Here is a 13,622-nt window from a genome sequence, read left to right as displayed (position 1 = left end):
ATTACTTTTCTAAGTTAAGATATAAAATAATTGTACAGGCGCTATATAGATAACATCATATAATCCAAGGGCTCATTTTGAAGTACTTAATTTTTATTTTTATAACAGTAATAAGTCTAAACGCTTTTGGTTTGTCTACACCGCAACCTGATAACCGTATAACAGTGGCAGTTAGCCCATCTTTACCACCTTATGTTTTCAGCCATGATGATACGGGGCTACAGTTGGAAATAATCAAGTCTGCGTTTAAAAGCCAAGGTATCACTGACTTGGATATTATATATATGACGAACAAACGTGCAGAATACTCACTAGAGCAACTAGAAGTGGATGTAGCAGTGAATTATGCTGGCTCGCGAGTAAATGGTATTTACCCTAGCCAGAACCTGCTATTTTATCAAAATGTTGCGGTTAGTTTAGCGGCTAGTGATTTCAAAATTAACTCGGTTTATGATTTATTAGGAAAAAGTGTGCTCGCTTTTCAAAACGCTACTGCATTCATATCACCTCCCTATGAGACTATAACTGCGAAACTAAATCATTATGAAGAAGTCGCTAATCAAGAAGCACAAGTTGATCACTTAATGAAAGAGTGGGTTGACGTTGTTGTATTAGAAAAACGGATCTTCTTATATTATTTGCAGCAATATCAGAAATCTCATAAAGTTAAAAAAGTGACGATTCATCCAGTGTTCGCCAAATCTCCTCGACCAGCTTATTTTAATAATAAAGTGTTGCAGGAAAAGTTTGATATGGGCCTGACCCATATCATTCAAAGCGGGGAATATAATGCGATTATGGCGTTTGACGGTAGTGATTACGCTAAAATAACCAAGCCAAGTTTAATCGAATAAAGCAACGGTTTGTCGCGTAAGGGCAATTAATTCACCAGATTGTGACCAAATACAACCATCTTCCAAACCATAACCGTCTTTACAGTGATGAGTAATTGCTTCAAAGCCCAGCCATTGCTCAGGTGAGACTTGCGGCTGTTGTACAAATTCCAAATACCAAGACATGCTGCTAGCTGGAGCAGGTTGTTTGAACATTTGTAAAAGCGTAGGCGGCCATGCATCCGTTAACGCAATAATCAGAGCTTCGTTAAACTCACGGGGTACTTGTTTTAATTTCATCCAACCACCCAAATGTGATGTATCGGCACCAACAAATGGCATCTCTCCTTGTTGCGGGCACAAATCTACATGCTGGAAAAATTCAGGCATCGCACCAGATTGAAAAGGCAATGTATAACGAGGGTCAACGGGTTTTAAGGTCATTTCTTTACTGACTGGAACATGAATACCTGAATCACGAGACTTAGCAAAGCAGGCTTGTACAATGACGCTTACTTGTCCATTTTGTACTGCTTTTGCCAATACTTGAGTACTGTTTTTACCTTCACGGAGTATTTCAATGTGCAAAGAAAAATCGGTATCAGCTAATAACGGGCCAACAAAGTTCGTGCTTAATGAAAGTAAGCGACGTGAAGGTTCAATTTGTTGTCGCATGGCCTGATACAGTAAAGAGGCGGATAACCCACCAAATGCAGTACGACCTTGGCACCAATTTGCAGGAAACTGCATGGTTGCCGTTTTTTGCTGTTCGGACGACATTTTTCCAATTGCAGCAGCGCTATTTAGTAATTCATCAAAATGCATTGTCATTCCTTTTGTAAATATATATGTGTTTTGTAGATTTATAGCACACTAACACTCATCAGACCACTTGCGGAAAACAACGTTTTTGTTTTAAAAAACACCAATCCACACTTTTAATAGGGTTATTTGCAAAATAAATGACAAAAAATCACTTTTTTTTTATTTTTACAGTTGAATTCAGTTTGGGGCATCCCTATTAACTAGTCATCGAACGTATTAACGAATTTTTGAAGTTGGAGATGATTCATGGGTAAAATTATTGGAATCGATTTAGGTACTACTAACTCTTGTGTTGCAGTACTAGATGGCGATAAAGCACGCGTAATTGAAAATGCGGAAGGCGATCGCACAACACCATCGATTATTGCGTACACGCAAGATGGTGAAACTTTAGTTGGTCAGCCTGCAAAACGTCAAGCAGTGACAAACCCAACTAACACATTATTTGCGATTAAGCGTTTAATCGGTCGTCGTTTTGAAGACGAAGAAGTGCAACGTGATATCGGCATCATGCCTTTTCAAATTATCAAAGCTGATAATGGTGATGCATGGGTTGAAGCGGGCGGTGAAAAACGTGCTGCACCACAAATTTCAGCTGAAGTACTGAAAAAAATGAAGAAAACAGCTGAAGACTTCTTAGGTGAAGAAGTAACTGAAGCCGTTATCACAGTACCAGCATATTTTAACGATTCACAACGCCAAGCCACAAAAGATGCAGGTCGTATTGCGGGTCTTGAAGTTAAGCGTATCATCAATGAGCCAACAGCCGCTGCACTTGCATACGGCATGGACAAAAACAAAGGTGAGAACGTTGTTGCAGTATATGACTTAGGTGGTGGTACTTTCGATTTATCAATCATTGAGATTGATGAAGTTGAAGGCGAGCACACATTTGAAGTACTTGCTACTAACGGTGACACTCATCTAGGTGGTGAAGATTTCGATAACCGCGTTATCAACTACCTTGTAGCTGAATTCAAGAAAGACCAAGGCATAGATTTACAAAATGATCCACTTGCTATGCAACGTGTTAAAGAAGCAGCTGAAAAAGCGAAAATTGAACTGTCATCTGCACAATCTACAGAAGTTAATCTTCCGTACGTAACTGCTGATGCATCAGGTCCTAAGCACATGAACGTGAAATTGACACGTGCTAAGCTTGAATCACTTGTTGAAGACTTAGTTATTAAGTCAATTGAACCGCTTAAGCGTGCACTAGCTGATGCTGATTTATCTGTAAGTGATATCAACGATATTATTCTGGTTGGTGGTCAAACACGTATGCCACTTGTACAGAAAACTGTATCAGAGTTTTTCGGTAAAGAGCCACGTAAAGATGTTAACCCTGATGAAGCAGTAGCCGTAGGCGCAGCGATTCAAGGTGGTGTTTTAGCTGGTGACGTAAAAGACGTATTATTACTAGATGTTTCTCCTTTATCTCTTGGTATTGAGACAATGGGTTCTGTAATGACGGCGTTAATCGAGAAAAACACGACGATTCCTACTAAGAAATCGCAAACATTCTCTACAGCAGAAGATAACCAATCAGCGGTTACGATTCACGTACTACAAGGTGAGCGTAAACGTGCAAGCGACAATAAATCTCTAGGTCAATTTAATCTAGAAGGTATTCGTCCTGCACAACGTGGTACACCACAAATCGAAGTTACTTTCGACGTAGATGCGGATGGTATCTTACATGTATCTGCAAAAGATAAGGATACAGGTAAAGAGCAAAAAATCACGATTCAAGCATCTTCAGGTCTAAGTGATGAAGAAGTTGAAAAAATGGTTCGTGACGCTGAAGCTAACGCTGAAGAAGATAAAAAGTTCGAAGAACTTGTAGCGACTCGTAACCAAGCTGATGCAATGGTTCACGGCACGCGTAAGCAAGTTGAAGAAGCTGGTGATGCACTACCTAGTGAAGACAAAGAGGCGATTGAAGCCGCTGTTGTTGACCTAGAAGCAGCAATCAAGAGTGATAACAAAGAAGAGATTGAAGCTAAAACTCAAGCTCTTGCTGAAAAGTCACAAAAATTGATGGAGATCGCTCAAGCTAAAGCACAACAAGCTGGCGGTGACGCTGGTGAGCAACCACAACAGTCAGCTAAGCAAGATGACGATGTTGTAGATGCAGAGTTCGAAGAAGTTAAAGACGACAAGTAATTGTTGCTAACGCTTCTCACTGGCTTAAAACACCATGACTAAATGCAGTGTTTAAGTTAGGATGAACGATTGAGGCGCGTAGGCTAAAGCTTAACGCGCCTTTTGCATGTTAAAACGTGCATAAAAAATTAAAATAATTCAATGGTAAATCGATATGATTTATCGATTTATCAGCAGCATAGCTGCAGTAGCAAAAGAGTAGTGTGATAGATATGTCAAAACGCGATTATTATGAAGTTCTTGGTGTGGCTAAAGATGCCAGCGAAAGAGACATCAAAAAAGCGTATAAACGCTTAGCGATGAAATATCATCCCGATCGTACCGCCGGTGATAAAGAGCTTGAGAGCAAATTTAAAGAAGTAAAAGAAGCTTATGAAATTTTAACCGATGATCAAAAGCGCCAAATGTATGATCAATATGGTCATGCGGCATTTGAACAAGGTGGCGGTAGTGGACACGGTGGCTTTGGCGGCGGTGGTCAGGGTGACTTCGGTGATATTTTTGGTGATGTGTTCGGCGACATCTTTGGTGGAGGTGGCGGTGGACGTCGTCAATCTCGCCAACAACGAGGCTCCGATCTACGTTACAACATGGACTTAAGCTTAGAAGAAGCTGTCCGTGGTAAAGAAGTTGAAATTAAAGTGCCTACATGGGTTAGTTGTTCGCCATGCGATGGTAGCGGTGCTAAAGCGGGTTCTAAGCCTAAAACATGTACAACCTGTCACGGTGCAGGCCAAGTACAAATGCGCCAAGGTTTCTTTGCAGTGCAACAAACTTGTCCTACTTGTCATGGTACAGGCCAGATTATTTCTGATCCATGTAATAGCTGTCATGGCCAAGGCCGGGTTGAGAAAACAAAAACGTTATCTGTAAAAATACCAGCCGGTGTTGATACAGGTGACCGTATTCGTTTATCTGGCGAAGGTGAAGCGGGGGCTCATGGAGCACCAGCTGGTGATTTATATGTGCAAGTATCTGTACGTGAACATCCAATCTTTGTTCGTGAAGCGAATAACTTATACTGTGAAGTGCCAATCGGCTTTACAACTGCCGCCCTAGGTGGCGAGATTGAAGTACCCACACTTGATGGTCGTGCAAAGCTAAAAATACCTCCAGAGAGCCAAACTGGAAAAATGTTCCGTATGCGTGGTAAAGGTGTAAAATCTGTACGCAGTGGTGCGGTTGGTGATTTAATTTGTAAAGTTGTCATCGAAACTCCAGTTAATTTAAATGAACGTCAACGTGAATTGCTTGAAGAGTTAGAGCAAAGCATGGGTAAAGATGGTTCTAAAAATCGCCCTAAAGAGAAAGGCTTCTTTGATGGTGTGAAAAAATTCTTCGATGATTTAACTAAATAGTTATCAACGGATTAAATAAAAATGGCGCCAATTGGCGCCATTTTTTACTAAGTAAGATTTATTGTTCTGAGTACGTTCAGTGCCCTGTTTTATAATGGTGCGAATGGTTAATTATCTAACACAACAAGATAATCCAAGCACTGACATAGAGTTGATTCCCTTAAAAAAACACTCTCCTGAGTGCGATTACTTTGAAAACCAAGAGTTTGGCATTTTTGCTGGCAGGATAAACTCTTTACCCAATGACTATATTCTTGACACATAAAATTAATGACAATAAAACCACACACAGCAATACTTGCGTATTTAAATAAAGTTGTGAAAGAGATATTCTTCATTGTTCACTCCTTAATCAGTGTATTGATATGTAATTTTAGTCGAAGTTTGTATTAAATGAGTAACCAAAAGGAACAGAGTATGACGCCAGCTATTTTATTGCTCGAAAAATTAAACATTCCATTTACTGTTTTAAGTTATGAGCATGATACAACAAACACCCAGTTTGGTAATGAAGCGGTTGAAAAACTTGATTTAAATTCAGCCCAAGTGTTCAAAACACTCGTGCTAGAAACTGCAGACAACGCACTTGTAGTGGCAATTACCCCTGTGGGGCAACAAGTTAATTTAAAACAATTAGCTCAAGTGTGCCGCACTAAAAAAATACACATGGCTGAGCCGCATAAAGTAAAAAACAGCACAGGTTATATCTTGGGTGGCGTAAGTCCGCTGGCACAAAAAAAACGTTTGCCTACTTTTGTAAATACAAGTGCAATACAATTTGATGTAATCTATGTCAGTGCTGGCAAGCGGGGACTGGAAATTGCACTCAGCCCACATGATCTAATTTCACAGTGTAATGCTCAGCTTGCTGATTTTTAATCTTTAAATCACTCATTCAACTTTTTATCTATCAGTCAGGCTACAAAAAACCGAAATATCAAAAGTTCAGCGTACATGTGTAAGCTGTTTTTATTCAATGGCTTAGGTGTGCTATTAAAATTTAATTGAAAAAAATGTTAAAAAAACTGGTTGGACCAATTGATCTCTAGCTCAATTTATGACGTAATGTAGGTATTACTATCTGGTCGGATGAGTCCAAAATGAGCTTACGTACAAAATTAAAAAAAGTTTTACCAAGTATTTCAATTACAGAGCAAGAAGCACTTGATGCGGGTGATGTATGGTTAGAGGGGTCTATTTATCAAGGTAAACCTGATTTCAGTGCATTACGAGCAGTGCCTGCGGCAACGTTGAGTGCTGATGAACAAGCCTTTATTGACGGCCCACTACAAGAACTACTAGGCATGATTGATGACACCGAGATACAAAGTGGTGTTCATTTACCTGACTACATTTTAGAGTTTCTAAAAAAAGAACGTTTTTTCTCGTTAATTATTCCTAAGTCATTTGGTGGTTTAGAGTTTAGCCCTTATGCAAACTCAACTATTGTAGCAACCATTGCGACTAAGAGCTCAGCTGTTGCTGTAACAGTTATGGTACCTAATTCATTAGGTCCAGGTGAGTTGTTGTTACACTTTGGCACACAAGAGCAGCAAGCACATTATTTACCACGTTTAGCAAACGGTCGTGATATTCCTTGTTTTGCACTTACAAGTCCTGAGGCTGGCTCTGATGCTGGCGGTATCCCTGATATCGGTGTAGTAACTAAAGGCATGCACAATGGTGAAGAAGTACTTGGTCTTGAGATCACTTGGGATAAACGTTACATCACGTTAGCACCGATTGCGACAGTACTTGGTTTAGCATTCAAAGTTGTTGATCCAAATGGTTTACTTGGTGGTAAAGAAAACCTAGGTATTACGTGTGCGCTAATTCCTAAAGAGCATCCAGGTGTTGAGCTTGGCAATCGTCACGACCCTATGGGTATTCGTTTTTACAACGGCACAACGCGTGGTAATAAAGTATTTGTACCAATGGACTTCATTATTGGTGGACAAAAGAACATCGGGCGCGGTTGGCAGATGCTGGTTAGCTGTTTAGGTGCTGGCCGTGGTATATCATTACCTGCATTGGGTGTAAGTTCATCACAAGTGGCATTTAAAGGCGCGTCTGAATACGCTGCTGTACGTGAGCAATTTGGCTTATCAATTGGTCAATTCGAAGGTATTCAAGAAAAACTGGCTGATATTGCGGGTAAAACATACCTGCAAGAAGCAATGCGTGTACTAACGACCGAAGGTTTAGGCATGGGCTTAAAACCATCAGTGGTTACTGCGATAGCTAAATATCACATGACTGAAATTGGCCGCGACGTACTTGATTCAGCAATGGATATTCAAGCGGGTAAAGCGATTCAAAACGGTCCGCAAAATACACTAGCAAGTGGTTATGTGGCACAACCAATTGCCATCACGGTAGAAGGTGCGAACATTCTTACTCGGAACCTGATGATCTTTGGTCAGGGTGTAATGCGCTGTCACCCATATTTACAATCTATGGTTGAGTCTATCCACAGCGAAGATAAAAATGCAGATAAAGAATTTAATAGCATTTTACGTAAAACAGTCGGCTACAGCGTTGCAAACAGCTTACGTGCATTTCGTTTAGGTGTATTACCATTCACTGCAGGTGCCGAGTCTGAATTGCCTGAAGTACGTGAGTATGAAAAAGCAGCACAAAAGCTATCAGCTAAACTGGCTGTATACGCAGATTTTTCATTATTGGTGCTTGGCGGTAAGCTTAAGCAAGCGGAAATGTTATCAGCTCGTTTAGGCGATGTAATGAGCTTCTTATATGCGGCTATGGCATCTATCAAGTACTACGAGCAAAAAGTATCAAGCAGTGAGCGTGAGCAAGCAGCCCCTTACTTCCATTATGCTACACGTTTTGCTCTACAAAGCGCAGAAGAAGCATTGCATAAGTTTTTAGACAACTTCCCAGCAAGTGGCACACGTAAGTTTATGCGTTTTATTACCATGAACTACTCAACTAAAATGCCAAAAATTAGTGATGATTTAATTCGTGAATTAGCGAAGCAAGCGCAATTAGATACTGCGTTTAAAAAGCAAATCACGCATTTGGTTAAACCAATTGAAGGTGATGGCCATTATATTAATGAACAAGCATATAAAGCAAAAATGGGTTGCCTTGACTTACTTGCCAAGGTGAAAAAAGCACTACGCAGTAAAACTATAAAACCAGGTGTACGTTTTGCACTTACGTTAGATAACGCACTTGTAGCAAGTGTTATCACAGAAGAAGAGTACGCAAAACTAATTGATTACAATATCAAGCGTGAACGCGCTATTCGCGTTGATGAGTTCGATTTTGATATGAACTTACTTGACGAAAACGCACAGCCAGTAAATCCACTGAAGAGTGTTGTTAATCAGTAATATATTGAGTTAACTTAATTCAACAATGTAAGCGCCCAGCAGTAAGGGCGCTTTTATATTCAAAAGCCCATACAAATTAGTGTGGGCTTTTTGTTGTTACGGTTATAATTAACCGGCTTGTATACTAAAGTCTTTAATCTACAGTTAGTTATGCCATACTAGGGTTAATTATGTAAATGTTGGTGTGTATGTCTTTTTATCTACCTTTAATTAGTCTTCATTATAAAAACGTTGAAATCACAGAATCAATCACGGCACTATGGAGTGGTTGTGGTGAAATCGTACGTTGTCGTTTAGATAATAAAGCGTGTGTGATCAAAGCGGTTAGTGTGCCTGATCAGATTAATCATCCTCGTATTACTCAAACTGAATTTTCAAGAAACCGTAAACGCCGTTCCTATGAAGTAGAATTTCACTGGTATCAGCAGTACGCCATCAATCTACCAACTCAAGCCCGCGCGCTAAGTTGTTATGAAAATTTAGAGCAACAGCAGATAAAAGTGATGATATTTGCTGATTTTGAAGCAGGTGGGTTTACTAATGCACAACCACACCACCAGCATATAGAGGCTATTCTCAAGTGGTTAGCTTACTTTCATGCGTTTCATTTTGAAGTTACCCCCACAGGGCTTTGGCAGCAAGGTAGTTACTGGCACTTAGCAACTCGACCAGACGAATATGAAACAATGCCTGATAGTGCACTTAAACGACAGGCAAAAAATATAGATAAAATATTGCGTGAATGCGAATATAAAACGCTTATTCATGGTGACGCAAAGCTTGCAAACTTTGCTGTTAATTGTTCTACGATGGAAGTTTTAGGTTATGACTTTCAATATGTGGGTGGCGGCGTTGGTGTTGTTGATGTCATGTACTTTTTGGGTAGTTGTTTGAATGAAAAGCAGTTAAATGATACAGCCGATGATTATTTAGCCAATTACTTTCAGCACTTTAGCAATGCTATGCAAACGTTCGGTTATACTAAATATACTCCCGATGTTATTAATGCTTGGAAAGCACTCTGGGCAGTTGCGTGGGCTGATTTTTATCGGTTTTTAGCGGGGTGGAGCCCAGAACATACAAAGATAAATGCCTATATGCGTAAACAATATCAAATTACAAAAATAAACTTTGGAGCAAGGTAGCATGACAAAACAGATTCGTTGGGGCATGATTGGTTGTGGTGCGGTGACTGAGGTGAAAAGTGGCCCTGCTTATCAGCACACCGAGGGCTTTGCAGTTAAAGGGGTTACCCGCAGAGATACCGCTCTTGCTGAAGATTATGCAAAACGTCATAACGTGCCTTTGGTTTTTAAAACTGTGGATGAGTTGATCACCAGCAGTGAAATAGATGCAGTATATATTGCCACCCCACCTGATAGTCACCTTGAGTTAGCATTAAAAGTAGCTGCAGCAGGTAAGCCTTGCTGTATTGAAAAACCACTAGCGCCAACTTTAGCGCAAAGTGAGGCAATTCTTGCTGCTTTTACTGTTAAAAACATTCCTTTATTTGTAGCTTATTATCGTCGCTCTTTGCCGCGTTTTAATAAAGTAAAAAGCTTAATTGATGACGGTGAAATTGGTCAGATTCGTCATATTAATTGGCACTTGAGCAAGGCTGCCAGCGAACGTGATAAATCAGGTGATTATAATTGGCGCACGGATGAAACCATTGCGCCAGGTGGCTATTTTGACGATTTAGCAAGTCATGGGCTTGATCTATTCGGTTATTTATTTGGTGAATATCAGTCAGTCAAAGGACTTGCTACAAACCAACAAAATCTATATGGCGCGTTTGATGCCATTAGTGCCTGCTGGCAACATAAAAGTGGCATTACCGGCTCAGGCAGTTGGAATTTTGGCGGCTTTTCACGTTTTGATATTGTTACTGTGTATGGTGAAAAAGGCGAAATAACTTTTAGTGTGTTCGATGAGCAAGCAATTAAAGTTGTCAATGCTCAAGGACAACAAGCATTCACTATAGAGAACCCAATACATGTTCAGCAGTATCATGTTGAAAATATGGCATCGGCATTACTTGATAATACAACTCACCCATCTACAGGCCATTCTGCCACGCATACTAGCTGGGTGATGGAGCAAATATTAATAAGTAAATGAGATTAATTTAGTGGCAAATTAAACTTTGCCTTTAATGCAGAAATTAATAAGCTTCTTTCGGGGTCACTGAAAACTTGTTGATGGAGTTTTATGATTTGATCTTGCATTTTATTTTGGCTTAGAACTTTATCAAACGTTGCAATGTTTAATTTGCCTTGCTCTGAGCGAGAGCAGGCAAGATAACCAAATACCGCGTGGCTTTCTTCATCTATTGATAAAAAACGAGTTTTTTTGATTCGAGGGTCGTTTTTAAAACGATCTTTAAGTACCGTAGTGTACTCTAATATGGCGTCTAGCTTATTTTGAAATAACATTTCATGTAAACGTCGTGAGCTTTTGTCACCGGCGATGTCTACAAAGTTATCCGGGTGAGAGGCAATAAATTGGTCGATGTGCTTGCCATAAGAGCGACCAGCAGAAATACCGATTAAAAATTTATGTTTTTGAATAACTTCCTCTAACGTTATATCTTGAGATAATTCTGGATGATTGTAAATTACTAATCTATTAGCCGGAAAGGCCATGATTGGGTATTGATTGAAAAAGGCACTTTGTAGGCGTTCACCATTTTTAACTTTATTAAATAAACACACATCAGGCATTGTTTGTATCTGCTTCCATTCGCGTAATCGGCTTGCAGGTATAAACTCTAATAACGTAGAGGGTGATAATTGTTCGCCAATAGCTAGCATAATTTTATTTGCAATATTTCTATCTGCTTTATTATTTTCAGGAATGAAATCACTCACTATTTGTATCTTAGTTAACTGTTTTTGCTCAGCACTAATCGAAGAAGCAAATAATACACAGAAACTCAAAGCGAAAAATAAAGAGCTTTTCATACCATGCGCCACATTTAATAAAAGATAATAAACTATACCTGTTTAAGCTCTATTTGATAATAGATTGTTGCGTATAATGATATAAATTGCGTATTTAAGACAACTATCTATACCATTCTTAATTAAATTTGTATGAGTGCGCATTTTTTAAAAGTCACTTTAGTATTTTTACGCTAAAATAAGGCAAGTTTATTTTCTATCGGGCACAAAAATGACAATCCATGTAATTAATCATCCCCTTGTTCAACATAAATTAGGTTTAATGCGTGAATACGGTATTAGCACGAAAAGCTTTCGAGAACTCTCGTCTGAAGTAGGTACTTTGCTAACATATGAAGCGACTAAAAACCTGCCACTTGAAAAAGTAGAAATTCAAAGTTGGGATGGTAATAAGCTTGAAGTAGAACATATCAAAGGTAAAAAAATTACGGTTGTGCCAATTTTACGAGCAGGCCTTGGTATGATGGATGGCGTTATGCAGTTACTGCCAGCGGCTAAAGTTAGCGTTGTTGGCCTGCAGCGTAACGAAGAAACACTTGAGCCAATCCCATATTTTGAAAAGCTGGTTGGTAAAATTGATGAACGTTTAAGTCTAGTGATTGACCCAATGCTTGCAACTGGCGGCTCTATGATAGCCACCATTGATATGCTTAAAAAAGCAGGCTGTAAAGAAATTAAAGTGATTGTGTTAGTGGCTGCTCCTGAAGGGGTTGAAAAAACATTAGCAGCACATCCAGATATAGAAATTTTCACCGCATCGCTAGATTCTCACTTAAATGATAAAGGCTACATTATTCCGGGCTTAGGTGATGCGGGTGATAAAATCTTTGGTACAGTTTAGGCTATTAGTGTGACTAAAAATATTGTGAATCAAGAATCAGCCTTTTCATTAAAAACGATTTTAACTGGGGCGCAAATGTTATTTGTCGCCTTTGGCGCGCTTGTCTTAGTGCCGCTGTTAACGGGTCTTGATCCGAATGTGGCGCTATTTACAGCAGGGGTAGGTACTTTACTATTTCATGTTGTGACGAAAGGGCAAGTGCCTATCTTCTTAGCATCTTCATTTGCCTTTATTGCACCAATTATTGCGTGTGTACAAATGTGGGGCGTGCCTGCCACCATGGGGGGATTAATGGCCGCAGGTGGCGCATATATGCTATTAAGCATTTTAGTGAAACTAAAAGGCGTTGCTACATTACATAAAATATTGCCTCCTGTGGTTGTAGGCCCAGTGATTATGGTGATTGGTTTAGCGTTGGCACCTGTTGCAGTCAACATGGCTATGGGTAAAAGTGGTGATGGCTCAATCCAGTTGATTGCTTATGAACAAGCTATTTGGGTGGCTGCTTTTTCACTGTTAGTAACTTTAATCTTTGCTGTGTGGGGGAAAGGTGTTTTTAAACTTATTCCTATCTTAGCGGGTGTTGTTGCAGGTTATAGCTTGTCGTTAGTCCTTGGCATTGTACAATTTGATGCAGTAAGTAATGCACAGTGGATTGCTATGCCCGCATTTACATGGCCGGAGTTTAAATGGCAAGCGGTTTTATTTATGGTTCCGGTTGCTATTGCTCCAGCAATTGAACACATCGGCGATATGATGGCAATAAGTCAAGTGACCAATAAAGATTATCTTAAAAAGCCCGGTTTGCATCGCACCTTGTTTGGTGATGGGCTTGCCACTACTGCAGCGTCTATTTTTGGTGGACCACCTAATACGACTTATTCTGAGGTGACAGGGGCGGTTATGCTTACGCGTAACTTTAACCCTAAAGTGATGATGTGGACGGCAGTCATAGCGATCATTTTAGCCTTCGTGGCAAAAATGGGCGCGGGTTTACAGACTATTCCTGTGCCTGTAATGGGCGGCATTATGATTTTATTGTTTGGCTCAATAGCGGTTGTCGGCCTTAACTCGTTAGTTAAATCGGGTGAAGATCTCACCGCACCTCGAAACCTATCGATAGTTGCACTTATTTTAGTGTGTGGTATTGGCGGCATGCATATTGGTGGTAGTGAATTTAGCTTGCAGGGCGTAAGTTTATGCGCAATCTTAGGTATAGTGCTAAACCTAGTATTACCGAAGGCTGAAAACAGCGCATAGTAATCGAACATAACGTTAAT

The 13,622-nt window shown here is 39.8% G+C and carries 12 protein-coding genes; 9 read left to right on the top strand and 3 right to left on the bottom strand.

Features of this window, described 5'->3' with window-relative positions; genetic code table 11:
- Positions 1 to 77: 77 nt before the first annotated feature.
- The gene (locus tag AAEU30_RS16750) at positions 78 to 854 is read left to right on the top strand and encodes a substrate-binding periplasmic protein (RefSeq protein WP_421961492.1); all 777 of its coding nucleotides are present in this window, start codon (positions 78 to 80) and stop codon (positions 852 to 854) included.
- Here the strand turns inward: AAEU30_RS16750 and AAEU30_RS16745 are convergent.
- Positions 843 to 1,658, bottom strand: a complete 816-nt coding sequence (locus tag AAEU30_RS16745) for an acyl-CoA thioesterase (protein ID WP_421961491.1) — start codon at positions 1,656 to 1,658, stop codon at positions 843 to 845. The genes AAEU30_RS16750 and AAEU30_RS16745 overlap by 12 nt on opposite strands.
- 246 nt (positions 1,659 to 1,904) lie before the next feature.
- Here AAEU30_RS16745 and dnaK point away from each other — a divergent pair, with 246 nt between their 5' ends.
- Together dnaK and dnaJ are read left to right on the top strand one after the other, a co-directional pair.
- Entirely contained in the window at positions 1,905 to 3,824 is a 1,920-nt protein-coding gene (gene dnaK / locus AAEU30_RS16740) for a molecular chaperone DnaK (RefSeq protein WP_421961490.1), read from the top strand.
- A 212-nt stretch (positions 3,825 to 4,036) separates the two neighbouring features.
- A complete protein-coding gene (gene dnaJ, locus AAEU30_RS16735) occupies positions 4,037 to 5,182 on the top strand; it encodes a molecular chaperone DnaJ (protein ID WP_421961489.1) in 1,146 nt (381 codons plus the stop codon).
- A 107-nt stretch (positions 5,183 to 5,289) separates the two neighbouring features.
- On the opposite strand, the gene AAEU30_RS16730 is transcribed toward dnaJ, so the two are convergent.
- Complete coding sequence (locus tag AAEU30_RS16730) at positions 5,290 to 5,520, bottom strand: hypothetical protein (RefSeq protein ID WP_421961488.1); 231 nt, start codon at positions 5,518 to 5,520, stop codon at positions 5,290 to 5,292.
- Positions 5,521 to 5,599: 79 nt separating this feature from the next.
- On the opposite strand from AAEU30_RS16730, the gene ybaK reads away from it, so the two are divergent.
- The 4 genes from ybaK (at position 5,600) to AAEU30_RS16710 (ending at position 10,659) form a co-directional block, all read left to right on the top strand.
- The gene (gene ybaK / locus AAEU30_RS16725; protein WP_421961565.1) at positions 5,600 to 6,061 is read left to right on the top strand and encodes a Cys-tRNA(Pro) deacylase; all 462 of its coding nucleotides are present in this window, start codon (positions 5,600 to 5,602) and stop codon (positions 6,059 to 6,061) included.
- 221 nt (positions 6,062 to 6,282) lie between these two features.
- Positions 6,283 to 8,538 (top strand): acyl-CoA dehydrogenase, encoded by a 2,256-nt coding sequence (locus AAEU30_RS16720; RefSeq protein ID WP_421961487.1) that lies wholly within the window; start codon positions 6,283 to 6,285, stop codon positions 8,536 to 8,538.
- A gap of 188 nt (positions 8,539 to 8,726) precedes the next feature.
- On the top strand, positions 8,727 to 9,683 hold the full coding sequence (locus tag AAEU30_RS16715; protein WP_421961486.1) for a protein kinase family protein: 957 nt from the start codon (positions 8,727 to 8,729) through the stop codon (positions 9,681 to 9,683).
- 1 nt (position 9,684) lies between these two features.
- On the top strand, positions 9,685 to 10,659 hold the full coding sequence (locus AAEU30_RS16710) for a Gfo/Idh/MocA family protein (RefSeq protein WP_421961485.1): 975 nt from the start codon (positions 9,685 to 9,687) through the stop codon (positions 10,657 to 10,659).
- 2 nt (positions 10,660 to 10,661) lie between these two features.
- On the opposite strand, the gene AAEU30_RS16705 is transcribed toward AAEU30_RS16710, so the two are convergent.
- Positions 10,662 to 11,501, bottom strand: coding sequence for a hypothetical protein (locus AAEU30_RS16705; protein ID WP_421961484.1), 840 nt, complete (start codon positions 11,499 to 11,501; stop codon positions 10,662 to 10,664).
- Between the two features lie 211 nt (positions 11,502 to 11,712).
- Here AAEU30_RS16705 and upp point away from each other — a divergent pair, with 211 nt between their 5' ends.
- Together upp and AAEU30_RS16695 are read left to right on the top strand one after the other, a co-directional pair.
- A complete protein-coding gene (gene upp / locus AAEU30_RS16700) occupies positions 11,713 to 12,342 on the top strand; it encodes a uracil phosphoribosyltransferase (RefSeq protein WP_421961483.1) in 630 nt (209 codons plus the stop codon).
- A 9-nt stretch (positions 12,343 to 12,351) separates the two neighbouring features.
- Positions 12,352 to 13,602, top strand: coding sequence for a uracil-xanthine permease family protein (locus AAEU30_RS16695; RefSeq protein ID WP_421961482.1), 1,251 nt, complete (start codon positions 12,352 to 12,354; stop codon positions 13,600 to 13,602).
- Positions 13,603 to 13,622 lie beyond the last annotated feature (20 nt).

The organism is Pseudoalteromonas mucoides (assembly GCF_049257175.1).
Classification (GTDB): Bacteria; Pseudomonadota; Gammaproteobacteria; order Enterobacterales; family Alteromonadaceae; genus Pseudoalteromonas.
Note: the sequence above shows the minus strand (reverse complement) of the source record. Positions and strands in the feature narration are given on the sequence as shown.